At 45.0% G+C, this 23,087-nt stretch carries 22 protein-coding genes and 1 pseudogene; 9 read left to right on the forward strand and 14 right to left on the reverse strand.

What is annotated here, in order from left to right; translation table 11 throughout:
* Positions 1-35: 35 nt before the first annotated feature.
* From AB5I83_RS11990 to motA, 7 genes are all read right to left on the reverse strand, one after another.
* Positions 36-752: an ABC transporter ATP-binding protein gene (locus tag AB5I83_RS11990; RefSeq protein ID WP_448975623.1), complete on the reverse strand. Its 717-nt coding sequence runs from the start codon at positions 750-752 to the stop codon at positions 36-38.
* Positions 745-1,563: an ABC transporter permease gene (locus tag AB5I83_RS11995; protein WP_448975625.1), complete on the reverse strand. Its 819-nt coding sequence runs from the start codon at positions 1,561-1,563 to the stop codon at positions 745-747. The genes AB5I83_RS11990 and AB5I83_RS11995 overlap by 8 nt, the downstream gene beginning before the upstream one ends.
* Positions 1,560-2,024: a nitrous oxide reductase accessory protein NosL gene (locus tag AB5I83_RS12000; protein ID WP_448975627.1), complete on the reverse strand. Its 465-nt coding sequence runs from the start codon at positions 2,022-2,024 to the stop codon at positions 1,560-1,562. The genes AB5I83_RS11995 and AB5I83_RS12000 overlap by 4 nt, the downstream gene beginning before the upstream one ends.
* A complete protein-coding gene (gene nosD / locus AB5I83_RS12005; protein ID WP_448975629.1) occupies positions 2,021-3,367 on the reverse strand; it encodes a nitrous oxide reductase family maturation protein NosD in 1,347 nt (448 codons plus the stop codon). The genes AB5I83_RS12000 and nosD overlap by 4 nt, the downstream gene beginning before the upstream one ends.
* Before the next feature lie 674 nt (positions 3,368-4,041).
* Entirely contained in the window at positions 4,042-5,259 is a 1,218-nt protein-coding gene (locus AB5I83_RS12010; RefSeq protein ID WP_448975631.1) for an MDR family MFS transporter, read from the reverse strand.
* A gap of 116 nt (positions 5,260-5,375) precedes the next feature.
* The gene (gene motB / locus AB5I83_RS12015; RefSeq protein ID WP_448975633.1) at positions 5,376-6,149 is read right to left on the reverse strand and encodes a flagellar motor protein MotB; all 774 of its coding nucleotides are present in this window, start codon (positions 6,147-6,149) and stop codon (positions 5,376-5,378) included.
* Complete coding sequence (gene motA / locus AB5I83_RS12020; RefSeq protein ID WP_448975634.1) at positions 6,142-6,936, reverse strand: flagellar motor stator protein MotA; 795 nt, start codon at positions 6,934-6,936, stop codon at positions 6,142-6,144. The genes motB and motA overlap by 8 nt, the downstream gene beginning before the upstream one ends.
* 200 nt (positions 6,937-7,136) lie before the next feature.
* Between motA and AB5I83_RS12025 the strand changes: the two genes are divergently transcribed.
* Positions 7,137-8,618: a methyl-accepting chemotaxis protein gene (locus tag AB5I83_RS12025; RefSeq protein ID WP_448975636.1), complete on the forward strand. Its 1,482-nt coding sequence runs from the start codon at positions 7,137-7,139 to the stop codon at positions 8,616-8,618.
* A 93-nt stretch (positions 8,619-8,711) separates the two neighbouring features.
* Here the strand turns inward: AB5I83_RS12025 and AB5I83_RS12030 are convergent, their stop codons facing one another.
* From AB5I83_RS12030 to AB5I83_RS12045, 4 genes are all read right to left on the reverse strand, one after another.
* Positions 8,712-9,086 (reverse strand): DnaJ family domain-containing protein, encoded by a 375-nt coding sequence (locus tag AB5I83_RS12030; RefSeq protein ID WP_226645498.1) that lies wholly within the window; start codon positions 9,084-9,086, stop codon positions 8,712-8,714.
* Between the two features lie 267 nt (positions 9,087-9,353).
* Positions 9,354-10,382, reverse strand: a complete 1,029-nt coding sequence (gene cydB / locus AB5I83_RS12035; protein ID WP_448975638.1) for a cytochrome d ubiquinol oxidase subunit II — start codon at positions 10,380-10,382, stop codon at positions 9,354-9,356.
* Positions 10,372-11,724 (reverse strand): cytochrome ubiquinol oxidase subunit I, encoded by a 1,353-nt coding sequence (locus tag AB5I83_RS12040; RefSeq protein ID WP_448975640.1) that lies wholly within the window; start codon positions 11,722-11,724, stop codon positions 10,372-10,374. Before AB5I83_RS12040 ends, cydB begins: the two co-directional genes overlap by 11 nt.
* A 207-nt stretch (positions 11,725-11,931) precedes the next feature.
* Entirely contained in the window at positions 11,932-12,543 is a 612-nt protein-coding gene (locus AB5I83_RS12045; protein ID WP_448975642.1) for a redoxin domain-containing protein, read from the reverse strand.
* A gap of 116 nt (positions 12,544-12,659) precedes the next feature.
* On the opposite strand from AB5I83_RS12045, the gene AB5I83_RS12050 reads away from it, so the two are divergent.
* Together AB5I83_RS12050 and AB5I83_RS12055 are read left to right on the forward strand one after the other, a co-directional pair.
* Positions 12,660-12,824, forward strand: a complete 165-nt coding sequence (locus AB5I83_RS12050; RefSeq protein WP_167833900.1) for a hypothetical protein — start codon at positions 12,660-12,662, stop codon at positions 12,822-12,824.
* A gap of 126 nt (positions 12,825-12,950) precedes the next feature.
* The gene (locus tag AB5I83_RS12055) at positions 12,951-13,268 is read left to right on the forward strand and encodes a YbjQ family protein (RefSeq protein ID WP_448975643.1); all 318 of its coding nucleotides are present in this window, start codon (positions 12,951-12,953) and stop codon (positions 13,266-13,268) included.
* Positions 13,269-13,311: 43 nt separating this feature from the next.
* Here the strand turns inward: AB5I83_RS12055 and AB5I83_RS12060 are convergent, their stop codons facing one another.
* Both AB5I83_RS12060 and AB5I83_RS12065 read right to left on the reverse strand, forming a co-directional pair.
* Positions 13,312-13,731 carry a GNAT family N-acetyltransferase gene (locus tag AB5I83_RS12060; protein ID WP_448975981.1) on the reverse strand — a complete coding sequence of 140 codons (420 nt, stop codon included), beginning with the start codon at positions 13,729-13,731 and terminating at the stop codon, positions 13,312-13,314.
* A gap of 54 nt (positions 13,732-13,785) precedes the next feature.
* Positions 13,786-14,217, reverse strand: a pseudogene (locus tag AB5I83_RS12065) (NUDIX hydrolase); the annotation flags it as partial.
* Positions 14,218-14,302: 85 nt separating this feature from the next.
* Between AB5I83_RS12065 and AB5I83_RS12070 the strand changes: the two are divergent.
* Together AB5I83_RS12070 and AB5I83_RS12075 are read left to right on the forward strand one after the other, a co-directional pair.
* Positions 14,303-16,399 carry a DNA topoisomerase III gene (locus AB5I83_RS12070; protein WP_448975645.1) on the forward strand — a complete coding sequence of 699 codons (2,097 nt, stop codon included), beginning with the start codon at positions 14,303-14,305 and terminating at the stop codon, positions 16,397-16,399.
* Between the two features lie 131 nt (positions 16,400-16,530).
* The gene (locus tag AB5I83_RS12075; RefSeq protein ID WP_448975647.1) at positions 16,531-17,799 is read left to right on the forward strand and encodes an MDR family MFS transporter; all 1,269 of its coding nucleotides are present in this window, start codon (positions 16,531-16,533) and stop codon (positions 17,797-17,799) included.
* A 287-nt stretch (positions 17,800-18,086) separates the two neighbouring features.
* Here the strand turns inward: AB5I83_RS12075 and AB5I83_RS12080 are convergent, their stop codons facing one another.
* On the reverse strand, positions 18,087-18,485 hold the full coding sequence (locus tag AB5I83_RS12080; protein ID WP_448975649.1) for a hypothetical protein: 399 nt from the start codon (positions 18,483-18,485) through the stop codon (positions 18,087-18,089).
* 212 nt (positions 18,486-18,697) lie between these two features.
* Here AB5I83_RS12080 and AB5I83_RS12085 point away from each other — a divergent pair, with 212 nt between their 5' ends.
* The 4 genes from AB5I83_RS12085 (at position 18,698) to AB5I83_RS12100 (ending at position 22,470) form a co-directional block, all read left to right on the forward strand.
* Positions 18,698-19,930 carry an aminopeptidase gene (locus AB5I83_RS12085; protein WP_448975651.1) on the forward strand — a complete coding sequence of 411 codons (1,233 nt, stop codon included), beginning with the start codon at positions 18,698-18,700 and terminating at the stop codon, positions 19,928-19,930.
* A gap of 1,010 nt (positions 19,931-20,940) precedes the next feature.
* Positions 20,941-21,213, forward strand: a complete 273-nt coding sequence (locus tag AB5I83_RS12090; RefSeq protein WP_167833894.1) for an acylphosphatase — start codon at positions 20,941-20,943, stop codon at positions 21,211-21,213.
* 172 nt (positions 21,214-21,385) lie between these two features.
* A complete protein-coding gene (gene mscL, locus AB5I83_RS12095; RefSeq protein ID WP_167833889.1) occupies positions 21,386-21,754 on the forward strand; it encodes a large-conductance mechanosensitive channel protein MscL in 369 nt (122 codons plus the stop codon).
* Between the two features lie 80 nt (positions 21,755-21,834).
* Positions 21,835-22,470 (forward strand): Bax inhibitor-1/YccA family protein, encoded by a 636-nt coding sequence (locus AB5I83_RS12100; protein WP_448975654.1) that lies wholly within the window; start codon positions 21,835-21,837, stop codon positions 22,468-22,470.
* The last annotated feature ends 617 nt before the right edge of the window (positions 22,471-23,087 follow it).

Below are 23,087 nucleotides of genomic sequence, written 5' to 3' on the forward strand. Positions count from 1 at the left end.
CAGCACCGGGATTTTTCACATAGTAGTAAAGATTGTCATGAACTATGAAAGAACACTTTTTCGAGCGGCGTATAGACACCCTCTTTTTGAACCAGTGATGATACTGAATCACAATACTGCAATTGCCCCTCCTGCATGAACGCTGCCCTGTCTGCCAATTCCTCAACAAGACTAAGGATATGGGTAGTAAAGAAAATCGTCCTGCCCTGCTTCTTCTCTTCCTGGACAATTTCCTTAAACCGGTAAACCCATAATGGATCCAGTCCATTGGTTGGTTCATCGAGGATTCGCAGCGGAACATCCGGCAACAGTGCCTGTGCCAATGAAAGCCGCTGCTGCATTCCTTTAGAGTATTGTTTGATCTGCATGTTTTTCACATCATATAGCCCAACCTGCTGCAGGGTTGCGATTACTTTCTCATTATTTATTCCTCGTAATCTCGCAAAAAAAATCAAAACTTCCAAACCTGTCAGCTGGCGAGGAAAGAGCATTTCATCCGGCATATAGGAAAATAGGTTCTTGAAGTCCTGTTTTTGCGGGTCGATGACCTGGCCGTCCATCAAGACCTTGCCAGCAGTCGGTTTCATCATTCCTGTGAGCATCTTGATCAACGTACTCTTCCCCGCTCCATTGCCGCCGCAGAGAGCAAAGATTTCGGGCTTTTCAATGGTAAAGGTTATGTCATTAATCCTTTTCGTTTCACTATAATGCTTGGCCAACCCTTCAATCCTGATCCATTCTTTGCTATTCATCACCAACCCCCCGTTTCGTCCTGTACACAGTGTATAGGACTGGCAGTACCATCCAGAGCAAAACAGCCAGAATAAACATCATTCTTCCTGTCCAGCCATCTGCCCAGATCGTTAAATCATATAATCGCGGCCCAAATACTGAAGCTCCGTCCAGCGAAAGGATCGACTGGACGCGGATTAACTCCACCGGATTCAGAAAGATGGACACAGTCAGCATTGGCAGCAGCCATTGCTTCATCAGGAACATGCTTAATCCCATAATGATAAATTCATAGAAAAGCACAAGGAAAGCCCAGACAATCAGGCTTATGCCCAGTGCCTGGAATCGCGTCTTGGCGATTATGCCAATCATCATAGCCAGCGACAGGAAAATCGCCGAGAGCAGGATCGAATACAGATAAAATAATATCAGCAAGGAAACAGAGACTCCTCCGCCGACGAAGAAAATGACGAGCAATGCTGCACCATAGCCAAACGTCAAAACAGACCAGATGGCAGCAAACAGTCCTGCATACTTTCCAAGGATAACGGTCCACGGCGAAAGCGGATAGGTCATTAGCAGCATTAGCCCGCGATCTTCCTTTTCACCAGACAGAAACAAGCTGCCGATCAGCAATGACAGCAAGGGAATCAGCAGCAAGTTTATATTCAACAAGCTGGCCGTCATTCTGTTAAACCCATCAAACCCGGTCCCTCCGGTGTTGCCAAGGAACGCGACCATCACGGCCAGGGATGAGAACAATAAGCCAAATCCGGCTAGCCAATGGCTTCTCATCATCAAGGTCATTTGCTGCCTCGCGATGTGCCTCATTGCTCCCAGCTCCACTCATGTTTCTTTAATGACTCATAATCCAGCACTTCGCCTATTCCTTGTTCTTTTACGTACTTCTCAGCGCTCTCTTTATCCTTGAAGCTGACAACACCATTTGCCATTGGTGTCCAGAAATCAGGGTGGTAAGCATGGAAGGCTTTTTCTAGCTCGACCCATTCTCCTGTATCCACATCACGGACGTATTGTTTTGCAGCATTTTCTTCCTTGAGTTCTGGCGCCATCTCCACGAATTCATCCATACAGCCTATATCATCAAATTTATATACTTCACCATCCGCAGTGACGATCTCGGTGGCAAAGTGCTCATGGGCAAGACCCATATTGCACACCTCGCACACATCAATTTCTGGGTTGATTTCCTCTGGTTCCATTGTGCTGTTTTGGCAGCCCGTTATCAACGCGACCGACATTAGCAATAGAGCTCCAAGTTTTTTAATCATGACAGCTTTCTTCCTTTCACAATGACAAATATCGATAACAAAATGAACAGCATGCCTATTACGCCCGGTATCATCCGGTCCTCGCTGCGCTGTTCAGCTTCCTGAAGCATGTCTACTGGTTCGACCAGCGGGCGGGCATCAAACACATCGGCTGTCCCAAATGAAGGAAACAATGCTTCAGCCTTTGTCCACAGCTTGATTGATGGACTTTCAAAAAAGAATTGCCAGTACGGCTGCCTCCGCAAAAGGCGATCGTACAGTGAACCTGCCTTGTATGCTTCTTCTCCCACTCCATCACCTGAAAGGTCAAAACTGCTGTAATCATCCCAGTAATTTCCCTTCACTCCATCATCGAGCCTCATGTCCTCCCCTGAAATCTTTGATTGAACGACATTTCCGATAAAATTGTTTTCTGAAAACGCGTTATTTTCGTTCTTGCCCACGAATTCCAGGCCGACTTGATTGGCGGCAATCTGATTCCTGTTGACTTGAGTATCAACCCCATCTTCCAGAGACAGACCGGTGCTATTCCGAAGAATTTTATTTCCTTCTACGAGTACGTCTTTTGTTTCATAAATCAAGATACCGTAACCACGGAAGTGAAAGTGGTCCGTCACTTTGTTTTCAATAAAATCTATGCCAACCGAATCCATCACCATGAACCCTGTCACATTTTTTTCGACATGGTTCCTCTCAGCTAGAATTCCTTCACTGAACATAAAGTGCATGCCATAGCGTGATTCACTGATGTGATTATCAAGCACCTTGATGCCTTGGGTAAAATCAAAATAAAAACCATCCTGGACATTGACAACCTTATTTTCTTTCAGCAAATGGCCGCCACCCTTGAACATATGGATGCCATTCCCACGCTTGGAAAAATGAGATTCATTGCTTGTAATGCTGTTTCCCAGCAGCTGATTTTCATTGCTGTTACCTATATAAATTCCGTTCTGGACATTTTTTAATATATTGTTCTGAATTACATTTCGGTCAGCTTTTTTAATGTAGATTCCGCTGTCCTCTTGACCAGAGCCGCTATTCTGAATCGTGATTCCTTCGATCACCACATTTGAAGCCGTGACCATGATGACATTCCCATTTCCACCGCCATCAATGATGGTCCCCTCTTCTCCTTTTATCGAAACTTCCTTATTGATTACTAAACTTTCTTTATATACTCCAGGAGCGACAAGGATGGTATCCCCATTTCTGGCACCTTCGACAGCTCTCTGGATTGATTGGCCGTGCTCAACTTTGAACTCCTCAGCAAAGGCATTCATAGAAATGAATAATAAAAGCAAAAAGAAAATGATGGCAAATGGCTTTTTCAGCCTCCACATACAGCTGCCTCCTCCCGGCAATAGTCTCTTTTTAAATTAGCAAAAAAATGTGAGGAAACCTTGAAATATTTGTTGGGAAACGTTGAAGTTAGCGATGGAATTTACTGTGTAAATAGGGGAAAACTCATTAAATTTGTTAAGTTTTCAGAATAATCAAAAGTAATTGTGTCTATTTTGTGACAAATCCAATATAATGTTATTAATATGCAAACCTTATTAAGGTTAAGGGAGGACTTGGACATGACCATTGTTCATCTATTAAACTTCTCCATTCCCATCGCGATGATGCTCGTAATCGGTTTCGGCATCGATAAGATGTGTCAGCCTGATACACCAGAGCAGGAAGCCGAGTAATGACCGCGGCTTCCTTTTTACATATTGGTGGTAATTATTACAGACAATTACCATTTCGCTATAAAAATGAGAAAGTCGCTATAAAAAGTAAATTCTCGCTATATAAATGAAAAAGTCGCTATAAAATTGCAAAACTCGCTATATAAAAAATAAAGTCGCTATATTAATTTCTTTTTACTTTGTACACCTCACTTTTTTTAAAAAAAGAATCATAATCCACCCATTTCATCCTCAACTTAATTTTCCGTGGCAATCATACCTATCATTCAGGCGAACCTGCACAAAAAAAGCAAGATTCCTCGTGGAATCTTGCTTTTTTCTCATCCTTTAACAACTGTCGGTGCTGTTTTTACAAATATTTTGTTTCCCTGAATGAAGAATAGGATACTACCTAGGACTGCCAGGGCGATGAACGAGAATAACACGGTTCCTCCTGCTTCATTCAATAGATAACCTCCTGCAATCGGGCCTAGAAAATGACCGATTTTCCTGAACTGTGCGGCTCCGAAATAGGTTCCCCGCAGCTCATCTGTTGCGAGCTGATCGACGAGATAGCTGCTTGATGGGAAGATGAGAATTTCCCCTATTGTGATAAAGACAATGGCCAATATGCCTGTGTACCATCCGGTTACAAACCCGAATGCCAACATGCCCGCTGACAGGAAGACGGCACCGGCCATCATCACCTGCATCGTCTTGAATCTTTCTGCAAAGTGGCTGATCGGCATCTGCAGCAAGACGACCATGACTGCATTGATGGACAACATCACGGAATAAACGAATACTCCGTTCGCAATCGAAGACTCGAGATATTGCGGGATATTTGATTCCATTTGGGAATAGCCAAAATTAATGATGATAGTTCCTAGAATCAAATACCTTAATGCTTTATCTTTGCCAATGATTTTCAGTGAGCTGGCGATCGTTACTTTACTGGTCCCTCCAACTACCTGATTGCCCAGGTTGTATTTCTTCATCATCAGGGCCAAAATCAATACATAAATGAAATACATGATTCCTGTTACCATAAAAGCAGATTTAGCAGAAACCACTGCGAGATAGGCGCCCAGCAATGGTCCGACCGAAGCTCCGATATTGATCGCCGTATACCTCAGAGAGAATGCTCTCATCCGCTTGCTTTTTTCTGTCAGGTCGGCAATCAGCGCCTGGCCGGTCGGTTCGAAAAATGATCCGCTCAAACCATTCAATGCATTCAGAATGATGAACCAGCCTGGTGTCTCTGCGATCATAAAGCCGAAATAGACGAGCGACATCGAAAACAATGAACCGAGCATGACTGGCTTGCGTCCAAATTTGTCAGATAAATGGCCGCCCAGAAAACCACCCACCACTCCTGATAATGGGCTGATTCCGATTGTCAATCCGATCAATACAGGGTGCAAATCAAGATTCCTTGAAAGATAGATGGCAAGGAATGGCAGTGTGGCAAACGCTGAACCCCTTGCAAGAACAGTCCCGCTCAGCAGTACCCATACAATCGGATGGAATTGCCGGTAATAGTTTTTAAGTTTATTCATTTTGGTTTACCTCGTAATTTTAGATTATTAAATCATAGCAAATATCCAAAATTATGAAAATACCCTATGAAAAATAAATAAACCGCCGCCAAATCTCATTGGCAGCGGTCCATCGTTTATTGTCCTGGATTATTGCTTGTCCGCGGAAGGATCAGAATTTCTACCCGGCGGTTCCTTGCCTTGCCTTCTGCTGTGTCGTTCGTAGCGACTGGCTGGAATTCACCAAATCCTTTTGCGCTGAACCAGCGCGGGTCAAGCTGTTCATTTTTCAAGATGATTTTCATGAATTCGACCGCCCTCATGACGCTCAGTTCCCAGTTCGATTCATATCTTGCGGTCCTGATTGGCACATTATCAGTGTGACCGCTGATGATGATATTCCGCGGAGGCTCCATGACCAGCAAGTCGGCAATTTCATTGGCAATGTTGACATCTGTATTACGTACTTCTGCCCTGCCCGATTCAAACAGGACATTGTCGCGGATCGTCAACAGCAATCCCTCATCCGTAAGCTTTGTATCCAGTTTATCTGTCAGCTTTTTATCTTCTATATAAGAGTTGACCTTCTGCTGGATTGCGAGAAGCTCCATCTGATCTTTGGCTGCATCGGCCTTTTCCTCGTCATTCTTTTCAACATCTTCCTTGCGTTCATCAGGCGATTCCATCTGGCCTTCCGGCATCGGACTCTGGAATTCAAAAACTCCTGTCCCTCCGGAAAATACATCATTGAATGCCTTTGAAAGCTGTTGGAATTTGACGGCATCGACCGAGCTCATCGCAAACAAAACGATGAATAGTGCCAGAAGAAGGGTGAGCAAATCTGCATACGGGATCAGCCAGGATTCGTCCATATGATCTTCGTGGTGCTTCTTCTTCCTTCTCCTACTCATCCTTCGCCACGCCGCTTTCCTCAAGGATCATCTTCCGTTCGCCAGCTGGCAAGTAAGAAGCAAGCTTTTGCTCGATCACTCTTGGTGCTTCCCCTTCAAGGATGGAGAGAATTCCTTCTATCATCATGTATTTTACTTGTGCTTCTTGCTTTGATTTACGCTTTAATTTATTGGCGAATGGATGCCACAATACGTAACCAGTGAAAATCCCCAATAATGTAGCGACGAATGCCGCACTAATTGCTCTGCCCAGCTCATCAGTATTATCCATATGGCTTAGCGCCGCAATCAAGCCAACTACCGCTCCAAGAACACCAAGTGTCGGTGCATATGTACCAGCCTGCGTAAAGATGGCCGCCCCAGAAAGGTGGCGTTCCTCCATCGCTTCCACTTCTTCTGTTAAAACATCACGGATGTAATCAGCGCTCTGGCCATCGACAGCCAATGATAATCCATTCTTTAGAAATTCATCATCGATTTCACTTGTTTTCGCTTCAAGAGCAAGCAGCCCCTCTTTTCGGGCTAGCTGGGCCCAGTCAGAAAACAGGCGGATCAGAGAGGGTAAATCAGCGCTTTCCTGCTCCTTGAATAGAATTTTGAAAAGCTTCGGTACTTTCTTCAGTTCTTTTGCGGGAAAGGCAATTGTTACCGCCGCAACCGTACCCACCAATATAATCAAGATCGCTGCCGGATTGGCAAGGGCACTCGGGCTGACACCCTTGAACACCATCCCCACTCCTACCGCAATGATCGCTAATATGACACCAATGATCGACGACTTATCCATGTACGACTCCCCTGTCTGCTATACTTCTATTTCTGTCTTTAGTTTTAACTGTCATAATATCTCTTTTTATTTCGACATGTTTTCAAAAATCTTAAGTGATGGGCACGAAAAATAAATTTTCATAAACAATAAAAATTCAGTTTTTTTATGCCGATATAATATAAGCAACAATTTAAAAGACAATCTAAGGAGGCTATTTCGTGGAGGCAATTCAAAATCTCCGCAAGCAGGATACGAGAAAGAAGAATATCTTGATGCTCAGTACTTATTCAGTATCCTTGGTTGCGACATCTGCCTATACAATTATTGAAAAGGAACCATTTATCAAAACAATGGTTTATGTAAGCGAATTATCATTTTTTGTACTGTTCTTCCTGATTTTCCAGCTCTGGCTTAAGAAGGAGTCCTTTTTCCCTTATGCCGCTATTGGTGCTATTTTCATCCACCACTTCTTCTATATCGGAATGTTCGGAGGCAACGGGGCCTTCTTGCTCGTCCTCTTGTTCCTGGCCGTTTTTTCAGCCATTCATTTTGATATTAAAATCTTTGTTACCGGGTACAGCCTCGGACTTGTTGCCGTTGTCATGAACACCATGCTGGCGACAGAGAACCAGGACTTTTTAAGCAGTACCTTCACCGCAATTTTACTTTGTTATGTTTTAATCGGCGCAGTGCTGTTCGTCTTGATCCGTTTGAACAAAGCTGCATTTAAATCGCTGGAGACCTTCCTGGCGGATTCAGAAACTGAAAAAGTCCGTAAAGAACAGCATAGTGCATTGCTGCATGGTGAACTTCTAGTCGTTACTGAAAGCCTTGGCAAAATCAATGATCAAATCCAGACACATCTATCTTCACAAACAGAAATGAAAATCGCTGTAAATGAAATCTCTGCCGGAAGCCAGGTGCAGACGGAACAGATCAACCAAATTTCCGAAAATGCAGAAATGACAAAGCAGAGAATGGATGAAATGTCCGATATGTCCGTCCTGCTCTCAGACAATACTTTACAGGCAGCCAAGGCGTCTGAAAGCGGCTCAGTGAAAATTGTCGAGCTTCAAGGTGACATGAAGGACCTTGCTTCTTCTATTTCCGAATTGAGCCAGACATTCTCCATGCTGACGAAGAAAATCGAAGAAACGAATGGCTTCATCGTCAACATCCGGAATATCACCGAGCAAACCAATCTGCTCGCTTTGAACGCTTCAATCGAAGCAGCACGCGCTGGAGAAGCCGGCAAGGGGTTCTCAGTTGTAGCCAATGAAATCCGCAAACTGGCGGAAATGACGAAAGAAACAGCCATCCAGATTACCGAGAACCTTACTTCTGTAAATGAGACGAACTCCGCTGCTCTGGAAAAAATGAACGACAGCAGCGAAAAACTGACCGAAAGCCGTTCCGCTGTTGAAGAGGTTTCCGGATTCTTCGCAGAAGTAAGCAGTACATTGCGTGAGCTGACGAACCAATTCGGCCAATTCGAATTGACAGTCAGTGATGTTAAAAATCAGTCAGGCGATGTCGAAGCCTCCACACGTGAGCTTGCAGCCATTATCGAACAGGCAACAGCAGGCCTGGAAGAAATGAACGCCACGATCGAAACCTTGAATGACGATAACCAGACCATCGCAGCGTATGTCAGCCAGACAGCAGCTGCTGCTGAAAAAATTAAAACGCTAGGTGCTTAATAAGAAAAGCTCTAGCACCTTGGCTAGGCGCTTAAGCGTCTGATTTATCCCATAAAAAGGGCCAGGCTGGATTTCTCCGCCTGGCCCTTTCCTTTATAACAGCTTCTTTTCAATTTTCCGTTCGTAATTCTTAAACAGCGAGGAGTTTGTTTTAGCTCCCCTGCTGGACATCATCTTATTGTATCTAAGAAGCTTCTGGCTTAGTTCCTGGTTCAGTCTGTCTTTTTCTTCCGGATTTTCACACGTGCGGATCAGGCTCTCGACGGTCATCACTTCCTGCCTGAGCTTCTGTTCTTCAGGAGAGAAACCGGCATTCTTCATCATCTTGTAGGCCATTCTCAGTTCTTCTGGTACGGCTGACAGGTCCTCCAGATTCAAAGGCTTTCCGTAGCCAGGCAAATTTTCAAACTCCCCGTCCCTATAGGCTTTTTTTATCCGATCCTCAGATACAACCATAGAAAAATCCATCTGAACCACCACTCCAGTTCATTATTAGTATTTATACTATTATTATATTACTTTAATCCAGTATTTTCTAATTAGAACATTTGGAAAAAGCGATTTTATCACGTTAAAGGCTTAGAGAGTTAGCGTCTATTAAACCTCTTATATTAGACATTTTGGTGTTGCTCGTTACAGCAATTTCTATTAACCCCTTCTTATTAGCTAGCTAGAAACACACCTTACTGGCTTTCTACATAACTAAAAAGCGTCTGGTCCCCCAGACGCCTTTCCTTATTGATATCCCTTCGCGCTTTCTTTTACTATTTTGTCCTTGAAAAGTGTGTAGCTCCAGGACTGGTAAGCGATGATGATGGGCACGAAGATGACGGCCACGACGAACATGATGGACAGGTTGAGCTTGCTGCCTGCAGCCTCATAAAGTGTCACGCTGTAGGCGTTGTCTATGCTTGATGGCAGCATGTTCGGGAACATCCCGACGAAGACAAAGGCCATTTTCGTAAAAATCGTCACACAGACAGCAGTAAAGGCATAACCGATTTTCTTTTTAAAAATAAAGTACACTGCTGCAAGCATCGCAGCTAGTGCGAGCATCGGCACAATCCAAAGGACCGGCTGCTGCGAGTAATTATCGAGCAATGGTGTCCTGTTCACTGTCGCCAAAAAGAACAGCGACAGCATGGCCGGAGTCACACCTGCTAATACCCTTGATATTCTGTAAGCCCGCACGGCGGTTTGCCCCGCTGTCTTCAACTGAATCCATAGAGAGCCTGACAGCAGGAATAATGATACAAACAGCAATCCTCCCAATAGGCCATAGCCATTCAACAGGCTGAACAAATTGCCTTCATAGCCATTTGCTCCAATCAATAAACCCCGGTACAGATTGGCGAAGGTGACTCCGAATAAGAAAGCGATCAAGAAACTGCCTGTGAAAAATCCCCATTTACACGCTGCCTGCCATAGCGGGTTGTCGTCCTTATGCATGAATTCAAGTCCAATCGCCCGGATGAACAAAGCGATCAGAACCAGGAATAATGGTGTATACAAAAAGCTGAACATATCGGCATAAACTGCCGGGAAAGCAGCGAATGTGGCTCCGCCTGCGGTGATGAGCCAGACCTCATTCCCTCCCCAGAACGGTCCGACTGCCTCCTGAAGCTGGTTGCGTTCCTGCCGGTTTTTCGCAATGAACGGAAACAGCATCCCAGTACCAAGAGTGTATCCATCGAGGATGAAATAAACCGTCCAAATCAATCCCCACAAACCGAACCAAATGATGGCAAGTGTATCATGAGACATGCTTCACGCCTCCTTCAAGGCCATATTTACCCTCTGATTCAGGACCTTTTTTTGCATATTTGATGATTAAATAAACATCCGCAATCAGCAGGATCGTATAGAAAATGACGAGAGCTGCCAGGGAAAACACCACCTGGGACATAGCGATTGGCGATACTCCCTCAGATGTTTTCATCAATCCATATACAACCCATGGCTGCCTCCCCGCCTCAGCCACCATCCAGCCGGCATTGATCGCCAGGTACGGCAGCAGCACAGAATATAGTACGAGCTTCAGGTATCTTGGTGAGTTTTCCAGTTTATTTTTCCGGTAGAGGTACAAGCCGTACCAGGATACAGCCAGAAAAAAGACTCCGAGCGCGACCATTACCCTGAAAGCGTAAAAGACCAGTTCGACATTTGGCCGTTCATCTTTAGGGATATCATTTAATCCGGTCACTTCTCCATCAAAGGAGTTTGTATAGAAGAAGCTGCCCAGCTTCGGTATGCTGATTGCCTCAAAAGCATTGCGCTCGTTTTCCTGATCCGGGATCTGGATCAGGTGGAATGGCATGTCCTTTTGTGTTTCCCAGACAGCCTCCATCGCTGCCCCTTTTGCCGGCTGCATTTTCGCCGCGAACACACCTGACTGGTGCCCAATGAAAGGTGTCAATGTGGCTGAGAACAGGGCCATGGCCAATCCGTATTTAAATGATTTTTTATAAAAAGAGATTTCATTCTTCCTTAACAGATGGTAAGCACTGATGGCCATCATGAAGAAAGCTCCGACAATATAGGCACTTACAACAGTATGTACAAACATATACCAGGCATAGGGATTGGTAACAAGCTCCCAGAAGCTATTCAATTCTACACGGCCATTTTTCAATACGTAGCCGACCGGGTTTTGCATGAAGCCGTTGGCGGTAATGATCCACAGAGCGGAAATATTCGTGCCAAGAGCGACCATCCAGATCGAAAATGCCCGCAGCTTTGGTGAAAACTTATCCTTGCCGAACAGCCAGATGCCCATAAAGGTCGATTCTAGGAAAAAGGCGACCAGAGCTTCAATAGCGAGCGGCGATCCGAAAATATCCCCCATATACTTAGAGTATTCAGACCAGTTCGTGCCAAATTGGAATTCCATCGTTATACCGGTAATCACGCCAAGCACAAAGTTGATTGCGAACAGTTTTCCCCAATAATCCGCCATCCGTTTGTACGTCAGGTCGAGCGTACGCGCATACTTTGTCTCCATGATGGCAACGAGTATGACTAAACCAAGGGTCAATGGAACGAATAAAAAATGATAAAAGACAGTGACAGCAAACTGGATCCGGCTTAATATCAGGACCTCATCCATCTTCAGTTCCTCCTAATTTTCTGTTTGTGAAATTCTTAACATAATCTCAATTCTATTTTAAAAAAACTTTGTGAGTGATATCGAAGGTTTTTGTAGAGAATTTGTGACATTTTTATCCACCAATTGTGATGCTGGTCACAGACAAAAAATAAAGCGGACAAGCCTGGATATAAAAAACAGGCCCTGCTTTACAGGACCTGCTCGCATTTAAATATTCCCTATATTGGAAGGGTCTGTACTGACTCCCTGCTGGCCGGGCACCCAGTTCGCCGGCACACCTTTGCCCGTTTGCTTGGCATATTCGAAAGCCTGCAGCATCCTTACATGCTCAGGAAGATTGCGGCCGACATTCCCGGGATAAGTAAGCTTTGCCCTGATAATACCCCCTGGATCAATGAAAACCGATGTCCTGAAACAGGCCCCTGTTGTTTCATCCAGGACCCGGTAAGCACGGCTGATGACCTGTGTCCTGTCGCTTACCATTGGATACGTTACATTCTTCAAAGATGGAGAGGTTTCCTTAAAAACCTTGTGAGAGTAAACACTATCCGTGCTGATGGCCAGCAACTCAGCCCCCAGCGCCTGGATATAAGGGTAAACAGCGGCGACCGCCGCCAGTTCTGTCGGTCAGACAAAGGTAAAATCGCTTGGATAGAAAAATAAAATGACCCACTTTCCCCGATAATCCTCAAGGTTAACCTTTTGAATGTCACCATTAATCAAGGCATCTGCTGTAAAAAGCGGAGCCTGGTCATCACGATTAGCACAAAAAACAGTCGGGCACTCAACCAAATCTTGAGCGTACAATTTTTCGTCCATTTAAGCCGCCCTTTCTTTCTAAAAAATTTGTATCTATACAATCATATGCAAGAGATTTTTTATATTTCAGGTCCCATCAGGAAAAACTACATTGGACAAGAAAGGAGGGTTCATGAATGAGCAGAGGCAAAGAGTTCAACCACAAGAAAAAGGGCCATCCCGGAGACCTGCCTGCAGGTGCACTGAAAGCTAAGCGACCTGAAACAGAAGCCCAGGAAGATGAGGAATTCCTCGTCGTCCAGGAAGCTTTCAAAAATCGTGTAGAGGAAGACGAAGTGTAATTATTCTAGGACTCGGCTAATAATTGCCGGGTTCTTTTTTGATTGAAACTTTTTCCAAGAGAAATCGTATATGTTTTTATACACAATTTTTTACTAGCCATTAACCATTTGGGGAGGAATATGTACATGATCGTAACAACTACTTCAACATTACAAGGAAAAGAAGTCGAGAGCTATATGGGGATTGTTTCTGGCGAAGCAATCATGGGTGCCAATGTGGTGCGTGACTTTTTGGCAAGTGTCACCGATGTGATCGGCGGCAGAAGTTCGGCATATGAAAACAAACTTGCCGAAGGCCGTGAAATCGCGATTCGCGAAATGGAAGATAAAGCACGCCGCATGGGCGCGAATGCCATAATTGGCGTCGATCTCGATTTTGAAACATTGCGAGAAGGCATGATGATGTGCATCGCGACAGGAACGGCTGTTAAAATTAAAGAATAATGCTGAAAGGACCAGGCTTGCTGCCGGGTCCTTTTGTCTGAGATTAAATTTTCACTTTTTTAAAATGGGCAATCACCAGTCCGTCACCGACCACTGAATCATGCTGGCGCTCGAAACCAAGCTTCTCATAAAGCTTCACTGCAGGTGTGTTCGCGGCCCCGGTTGAGACGATCATTTGAGAACATCCATAATGCTCTAACTGACAAAGCAGCTTCCGCGCAATTCCTCTGCGGAAAAAATCAGGATGCACCATCATGCGATGAATATCGATTACTTCTCCTTCTATTTTAAAAGAGATTGCCCCGGCAAGCCTGCCTTCGATATGACAGCCAATGAAAGTTTCACCGCAATTTTTAAGCTCCTCGAATGTTTCTTTTAACGGCGGGATTTCATCTGTGCCGATCAGCTCTGCTTCTATTTTATAGGATTTTCTTTGGAGATCCAGAACTTCGGCACACTCCATGATTTCATTAAGATTAAGTTCCTTCAACTCAGGCAGGATTCCGCTTTCTTTTACCTTGTCTATTATCAGCTCTTGCCTTTCTGTAAGCGAAGGCAGACTGTTTAACGGGAAAAAGCGGAGCTCCTTGCTCTCCCCATCATTCACCTTCAAATTCCCTTCCCAATCGTCACACGCATACAAAGCGATCGCATTATAAATTTCATCGCCATTAGGGTATTGGAAATAGTACTCTTCACCAGCAGCCACATCCAAAAACTTCAGATCCTTGAGATGAAGGCCTGTTTCCTCGAACAATTCCCTGCGAGCACTTTCCTCGAAGCTTTCTCCAGGCTCCATCGCCCCTCCGGGAATCCCCCACCTGCCAGTATCCGTTCTTAGCTGCAGCAGCACCTCATACTCCTTATTAAAAACAAGCACAGCAGAACCAACCAGAATGAAAGGCCTGCTTCCAATAAGTGCACGGATTTCTTTTATATAGTCGCTCATGGTCTCCCCCATTACAAAAAATCTCTTTTTTCCATTATACTAAGTAAAGCATAAGCAAAACTGTTTTGTTTTGAAAGGAGTATTCATGAAATCATTAGTTCTTGCAGAAAAACCAAGTGTGGCCCGCGAGCTCGCACGTGTACTTGGCTGCAATAAAAGTAATAAAAGTTATTTCGAAGGAAACCAATATATCGTCACCTGGGCGCTCGGCCATTTGATTGAATTAAAAATGCCGGAGAATTATGACCCGAAATATAAGGTATGGAAGCTAGAGGAGCTGCCGATCATCCCAGATAAAATGGGGTTGAAGGTGATCAAGCAGACGAGCCACCAGTTCAAGGCCATCGAGCATCTGGCTGAACGCAAGGATATCGGCGAATTCATCATTGCCACTGACGCTGGGCGTGAAGGTGAGCTGGTAGCCAGATGGATTCTCCAGCGCATCAACTGGAAAAAGCCAATTAAGCGACTGTGGATTTCCTCCCAGACGGACCGCGCCATAAAGGACGGTTTTAAGAATCTTAAGCCTGGGAAGCAGTTTGAAGACCTGTATGAATCGGCAGTATGCCGCGCCGAGGCTGACTGGCTGATTGGGTTGAATGTTTCGAGAGCTTTGACAACAAAATTCAAGGATCCATTATCTGCCGGGCGTGTCCAGACACCAACACTTGCGATGGTCCTCGAACGCGAGGATGAAATCAATAAGTTCGTGCCGAAGGAATATTGGACCATCCAGGGTAAAGTCGGCTCATTGAATGCAGAATGGGAGCATAAAGGCGAAAAGCGTATTTTTTCAAAGGAAAAAGCAGAGCAGATTCAAAAAAAGCTTTCCAACAAGAAAGCTGTGCTGAAATCGCTGGATCGCAAGCAAAAATCAGAACCACAGCCGCTGCCTTATGACCTGACGGAACTGCAGCGTGACGCCAACAAACGTTTTGGCTTCTCTGCAAAGAAAACTTCCAATGTCCTGCAGGGATTGTATGAACAGCACAAGCTCGTCACCTACCCAAGAACAGATTCACGATATTTGACGACCGATATGGAAGCGACAATGGCGGACCGCCTTCAGGGAATCATGTCCGGCTACCGTGACGAAGCGAAGCCCGCCCTTGCCCAAAAAGGAAAAGTCCAGGCGCGCCGCGTGTTCAATAACGAAAAAGTCACTGACCACCATGCGATCATCCCGACAGAGGAGCGCCTTCACCTTGCCGATTTATCACCGGATGAAAGGAAGCTGTATGACTTGATCGTCCGTCGATTCCTTGCTTTATTTTACCCGGCTTATCAGTATGAAGTGATTCATGCTAACTTCGATGTCGATGGTGAATCACTGTCAGCTCGGGAAACGAATGTCCTTGAGCTCGGGTTTAAAAAGGTGCTCGGAAAAGATGATGATGATGCAGCTACTCAGTCTTTAAGCCATCTCGAAAAAGGCAAGAGCTACTCAGTCGGCCAGGTTAACATGAATAAGAAAATGACCGAACCGCCGCTTCGTTTGTCTGAATCGGATATCCTTGCAAAGATGGAGAAATTCGGGCTGGGCACTCCGGCAACGCGTGCGGAGATCATTGAACGAATCATATCATCAGAGGTCGTGGAAAGACAGAACGGCCGCCTGTATCCGACGAAAAAGGGCAAGCAGCTCATTGACCTGGTGAACGATGAACTTACATCCCCTGAGCTGACGGCAAAATGGGAAAAAGAACTTGAAGAAATCGCCCGCGGCAAAGGGGATCCGAAGGCGTTCAAGAAACGGATCCGCGAACAGACAGCCCGCCTTGTATCCGAGATCAAGACGAGCGACAAAACCTACCGCGCCCATAACCTGACAGGCTCAAAATGCCCTGAATGTGGTGAGTTCATGAAGGAGCGCAAGACAAAGGAAGGACGCATCCTCGTCTGCTCAAGCCCAGAGTGCAGCTTCCGCAAGCATAAGGATCCAAAGCTTTCACAAAGACGCTGTCCTCAGTGCCATAAGCGAATGGAAATCCACAACGGCAAGGCTGGCGCCTACTTCCAGTGCCGCCGCTGCAATGTTGTGGAAAAAGCCGAGGATAAAAAGAAAAAAGGCGTATCCAAGCGTGAGGAGCGCAAACTGAAGGAAAAATACTCACCATCCCAGGAGAACTTCGGCACCAGTCTCGGAGACTTGCTGAAGGCAGCAATGGAGGATAAAGATTAAAGCAAAAACTGAAGCGGCCCTTGTGCCGCTTTTTTCATTTGCATAGAGATGACCATTTAACTTGTAAAAAATTCCTATGGAGTAGTATGATATTCGTTGGTGTCATTCAAAGATATAAAAGGAGAAGCATCATGAGGATAAGAGATTGGGATCGAAACTTGAAAATTCGCTTGTTCGGCGAAGCTTTAATGAATATAACATTTTGGATGTTTTTCCCGTTTTTAACGATTTATTTTGCCGAAAGCTTTGGTAAGGACAAAGCTGGATTCCTGCTGATTTTTTCACAGGTGTTCTCGGTGTTTGCGAATTTGCTTGGAGGATATACCGCGGACAGGTTCGGGCGCAAGCGAATGATGGTCATCTCAGCATTTGGCCAGGGCATCGCCTTCCTAGTTTTTGCCTATGCCGTATCACCATGGTTCACTTCGCCGATACTCGGTTTCATATGCTTTACCCTGGTTGGGATGTTCGGCTCGATCTATTGGCCTGCCAGCCAGGCGATGGTCGCCGATGTCGTCCCGGAGAAAGATCGAAGCAGCGTGTTCGCTATTTTTTATACACAAATTAATATCGCCGTGGTTGTCGGTCCAATTCTCGGAGCGATTTTTTATGTGAAATACCGGTTTGAACTGATGATTGCCGTCGCAATCATCTCCATCCTTCTTGCACTTGTCCTCGCAAAATGGACGCGCGAGACGGTGCCTGCTTCAGCCAGGAAGGCACGTGCAGAAAATGGAAAATGGTACGACTTCCTTAAAGATCAAATTGCCGATTACAAGGTCATTGTCCAAGATAAAATCTTTCTCATGTTCATCATCGCAGGGATTTTAGCGGCCCAAACATTCATGCAGCTCGATCTGCTATTCCCAGTTTACACAAAGGATATGGTGCATAATCAAACGGTGCTAGAACTCGGCAACAAGGTATTCACCGTGAATGGAGAGCAGGCTTTTGGATTGATTTTATCCGAAAATGGATTGCTGGTTGCCCTCTTCACAGTAGTTGTTACGAGATGGGTGACCCGCTTCCGGGAACGTAACGTGTTTGTTTTGTCATCGCTCATCTATGCAGTGGCGATCTTGATGTTCGGCGCGACAAATTGGATTTGGGGCCTAATCTTGGCGATGGCTGTATTCACACTGGCTGAGCTGATGACAGCCGGACTGCAGCAAACCTTCATTTCCAACCTGGCACCTGAAAAAATGCGCGGCCAGTATTTTGCAGCCGCTTCATTGCGCTATACGATTGGAAGAACAATTGCCCCAATCAGCATTCCGCTGACTGTTTGGATCGGCTATGGCTGGACGTTCACCATCCTCAGCATTCTCGCTGTTTTGAGCGCCGTGCTGTTCTGGGTGATGTTCCGGATGTATGAGAGGAAGAAGGCTGCCGGGGTTTGAGTGTAATTCTTCAAATTCGCAGATCTTCTAATAGTGGAAATATGAAGTTGGTCGATATAATTAAAAATCCGCTGATATATTGCAAAATGTGGTCGATATAATTAGAAATCCGCTGATATATTACAAATTGTGGTCGATATAATTAGAAATCCGCTGATATATTGGGAAATGTGGGCGATATATTTGTATTTTCGCCAATATATTGATTAAAAAGTAGGATGATTAGCATTATTGAAAAGCCCAAACACATAAAAAATCCATGCAGAGCAGATCCTGCATGGATTTTTTTATTGTTTTACCTTCGCATCGCTATATTTAAATGTCATGAACACAAATAGCAGGAAGCTGAGAAGCAAAGTGGAGCCGCCGACGATATAGAACACCATTGTAAATGTTTCTGGCAGCGGGAATGGCTTCACGTTATAAAGCCACATGCCTAGAGTCAATCCAAAGCTGCCAATGATTGCTGTCCAGACATGAAGTAATGCTAGTTTTGAAGTCTTAGGCACCACATAAGAACGATAGTAGCTAGAAAAGGCAAACAGACTCAGCCAGCCGACAACAAGGATATGTGCATGGACTGGTCGGATAGCATAACTGCCGGCACCTGCCATATGCGAACCGAGGAATGCCCCAATGAAAGCGTAAATCGCTGATAACCGTAATAAAACTACATCATATTTCATCTTTAAAATATCCTCCTATACCCCTTTTTATACCGCTCTATTTTACCTTAGGCCGCTGTCATGTGCTAGTTTAATAGGCTAGCAAATTTAGACAGATAAGGACTGAACCTGTATTGCCGCTTGTGTGTCTAGTTTAGTCGAATGTCTTAAGTTTCTTTTTTCCTATAAAATCGTTACAATGTAAAAGAAGATTCTGAAAAGGGGCGAAATAGATGAGTGATTTTCAAACGAATTTAGAAAAATATGCAGACCTTGCTGTCAAGGTTGGCGTGAACATCCAGAAGGACCAGACGCTTGTCGTCAATACGACGATCGACTCTGCTGAGTTTGTCCGACTTGTTGTGAAAAAGGCGTATGAAGCCGGTGCTAAAAACGTCGTCGTGAACTGGAATGATGACGTCGTGAACAGGACGAAATACGATCTTGCACCAGATGAGGCGTTCACAGAATACCCTGAATGGCGCGCACGCGAAGTGGAAGACCTAGCTGAAAACGGTGCAGCATTCATGTCAATCGTTTCTTCAAGTCCTGACTTGTTGAAGGGTGTGAAGTCCGAGCGCATCGCAAACTTCCAGAAAGCTGCTGGAACGGCACTTTCAAAGTATCGCAAATACATACAATCCGATAAAGTAAGCTGGACAGTCATTGCTGCTCCTTCTGAAGGCTGGGCAAAAATGGTGTTCCCTGAGGAGACTGCTGAAACAGCTGTGCAAAAGCTTTGGGATGCGATTTTCAAGGCAGTCCGCGTGGACACTCCAGATCCTGTCGCTGCATGGAAAGACCATGACTCTTCCCTTCATGAAAAGGTTGATTACCTGAACGGCAAGCGTTACAAGAAGCTTCACTACAAAGCACCTGGCACTGACCTGACAGTCGAGCTTCCTGAGAAGCATATCTGGGTTGGCGCTGGCAGCGTGAACGAGCAAGGCAATGAATTCATGGCAAACATGCCGACTGAAGAAGTATTCTCTGTTCCGTTGAAAACAGGCGTGAACGGTTATGTTTCAAGTACGAAGCCACTTAGCTACGGCGGAAACATCATCGACAACTTCAAGCTTACTTTTGAAAATGGAAAAATCGTCGGCGTTGAAGCGGAAGAAGGCGAAGAAATCCTCAAGCAGCTTGTGGCGACTGATGAAGGTTCACACTATCTGGGTGAAGTTGCCCTAGTACCATTCAACTCGCCAATTTCTCAATCAAATGTATTATTCTTCAATACATTGTTTGATGAAAATGCATCAAACCACTTCGCGATTGGCAGCGCTTATGCGTTCTGCGTGGAGGGCGGCAAGACGATGTCTTCAGAAGAATTGGCTGAGAACGGACTGAACGAAAGCATCACGCACGTCGACTTCATGATCGGCTCCGATAAAATGGACATCGACGGCATCACAGCAGATGGAACTGCTGAGCCAGTATTCCGCAATGGAGACTGGGCTCTATAAGATTGGATATATTTTTAGCAGCAGCCGGACAATTTGTTCGGCTGTTTTTGATGTGGTTGGAAGATTCACAGGCTGGGGCTGAGCGGCTTCTGACAGCTTTTGCTCTTTTCCCTTCAAACCTGTCTGTACTTGGCCTTACTTCGGACTGCTTTTGCTCTTTTCCCTTCAAACCTGTCTGAACTTGCCCTTACTTCGGACTGCTTTTGCTCGCGTCCCCTCAAAGCTGTCTGAACTTGCCCTTGCTTCGGACAGCTTTTGCTCTTCTCTCCTTAAACCTGTCCGAACTTGGCCTTACTTCGGACTGCTTTTGCTCGCGTCCCCTCAAAGCTGTCTGAACTTGTCCTTGCTTCGGACAGCTTTTGCTCTTCTCTCCTTAAACCTGTCCGAACTTGGCCTTACTTCGGCCTGCTTTTGCTCGCGTCCCCTCAAAGCTATCTGAACTTGGCTCTTCTTCTGACAGCTTTTGCTCTTCTCTCCTTAAACCTGTCCGAACTTGGCCTTACTTCGGACAGCTTTTGCTCGCGTCCCCTCAAAGCTGTCTTAACTTGGCCTTACTTCGGACAGCTTTTGCTCTTCTCTCCTTAAACCTGTCCGAACTTGGCCTTACTTCGGACAGCTTTTGCTCGCGTCCCCTCAAAGCTGTCTGAACTTGCCCTTACTTCGGACAGCTTTTGCTCTTCTCTCCTAAAACCTGTCCGAACTCGGCTCTTCTTCTGACAGCCTTTCCTCTCTTCCCCTCAAACTTGTCCGAACTCGGCTCTTCTTCTGACAGCTTTTGCTTCTTTTAACTCAAAGCTGTCTTAATTCCGGGTTGACGCCTACAAGCTTACTTCCTAGATCAATTTCTGTACCTCCCTTTCCCTTTTCATTTGGGCATGTCTAAAAACAAAATATAAACTCCGGTTTTCCTTATGCCCCCTAATCTTGTGTGATATAATGAAGTTACTAAGCAATCATTACATATACATTAGATATATTGTTAACCTATTTGTTTATCTGGGGGCGACGTCTTGATCCAATTACAAATTATTGTGACGGGTGAGGTTCAGGGTGTGGGGTATCGGTATTATACTCAAATGAAGGCAATCCAATTTGGCATTACAGGCTGGGTGAAAAATCTACCGGAGGGCGGCGTGGAAATCCTTGCTTCTGGTTCCAGGCCTGACCTTGAAAAATTCACCGATGAAGTGCGAAGGGGCAATCCATTCTCTACTGTTAACCATATTGAAGTGAACGAAACAGAGAAAACCGAAACCTATAAGTCATTTGCGATAAAATATTAGAAAGGCAGAGGAATCATCCTCTGCCTTTGTTGTGTGCAAAAGTTAGCATCTATAGGTATCTCCATCGACTTAAACACTTAAGTTACTTCTTCAAGGGAGCAACAGGCCCTATTGCTTTTTCCCTGACAATCTCGCAGAATATAAGAGATATCATTTTAGGGGGTACATATAAATGTGGAATGAGTTCAAAAAATTCGCCTTTAAAGGGAATGTGCTGGATCTCGCTGTCGGGGTCATCATCGGGGCCGCGTTCGGGAAAATCGTATCATCACTAGTGGCTGATATTATTATGCCAATCGTAGGGCTTGCTACATTTGGTGCTGACCTTTCGGATCTTAAATATAAAGTGATTGCATATGGATCGTTTCTCCAGGCTGTCGTTAACTTTTTCATTACCGCTTTTGCTATTTTCGTGTTTGTGAAGATTATCAACCGCTACAGGAAAAAGGAAGAGGCCAAGCCCGCAGCTCCAACACCTGATGTAAAGGAAGAGCTTTTGAAAGAGATTCGCGATCTTTTGAAAGAAAAAAAACATATTTAAAATTTTTTTGCAGCGGATGAAACCAGTAGTGCCTGTCACCCGTATACATAATCAAATAAAATGATGAGGTGACATATTAGATGTACGCTTACTCAGATCACTCAATGATGCCATCGGTAATGAGAACTTTCGCTTTTTCCCTGGCAATTGCCTTCATTGGTACAATGGCCGGAGTGTTTGTTCCTCCAGCGCTGTTCCTTCCGCTCGTCATCATTGAAATTGGGATGCTGATAGGAGTGTTCTTTTTACGCAAGAAAAAAGCGATCTCCTATGCATTCCTTTATGCTTTTACGTTCATTTCTGGAATGACGATGTATCCGGTTATTGCCCATTACATAGCGGTATCCGGTGCTAATGTCGTGATCAACGCGCTCGGGGCGACAACAGTTGTTTTCGCTGGTCTTGCAATTTATGCGACAAAAACGAAGCGTGATCTCAGCTTTCTTGGCGGCATGCTGATGGCAGCTTTGCTGGCTTTGATCGCGGTAAGCATTTTTAACTGGATCTGGCCGCTTAGCTCTACGGGAATGATGGCTTATTCCTTCATTGGAATCCTCGTTTTCAGTGGGTATGTATTGTTTGATTTTAATAGAATGAAGCATTATGGCGTGAGTCCAGAAGAAGTGCCTTTGATGGCACTGAACCTATATCTGGATTTCATCAATCTTTTCCTATATATCCTGCGTTTCTTCGGGATTCTATCCAGCAATGATTAATACAGTTTAAAAGGCAGCCCCTGGAGGCTGCCTTTTCGCTTATACCAATACTTGGATTTAATACCAACTTTTTATTGAGTTTAAGAAGTTTTCTGTCATTTCACCCGGGTATATAAATAGTGCAAGGCCAATACAAAACAAAGAAGGGACTGGTTAAGTTGAAAGACTTTACGGCGACTTCGGAAAATGTCATTGGCTAAGCAAATGGAGGAAGATTTGCGTTGCTATCTCAAGGAACGCTGGTCTTTAATCGATGGACTTAACATCGATTGACACCATTGTTTTTGAATAGCTTGAGCAGGACACTCCTCTAAGTTAGTCCGCAGGATAGAGCAAGGCCAATATTAGTAAGGAAGGGACTGGTTAAGTTGAAAGACTTTACGGCGACTTCGGAATACGTCATTGGCTATGCAAGCGGAGGAAGATTCGCGCTGCTGTCTCAAGGCACGCTGGTCTTAAATCGATACATTTAACATCGATTTACCCAAGAGCGCAAATTGAATAGCAACAGAGGAAGACTCCTCCCATCGTCCGTATGTCGGACTCAAAAAAGGTGCAGGCCCAGTGGCCCGCACCTTTTTTGATAAAGCTCTTTTCATCCCAAAATAGAAACTTGG

It is taken from the genome of Mesobacillus sp. LC4, from assembly GCF_053543455.1.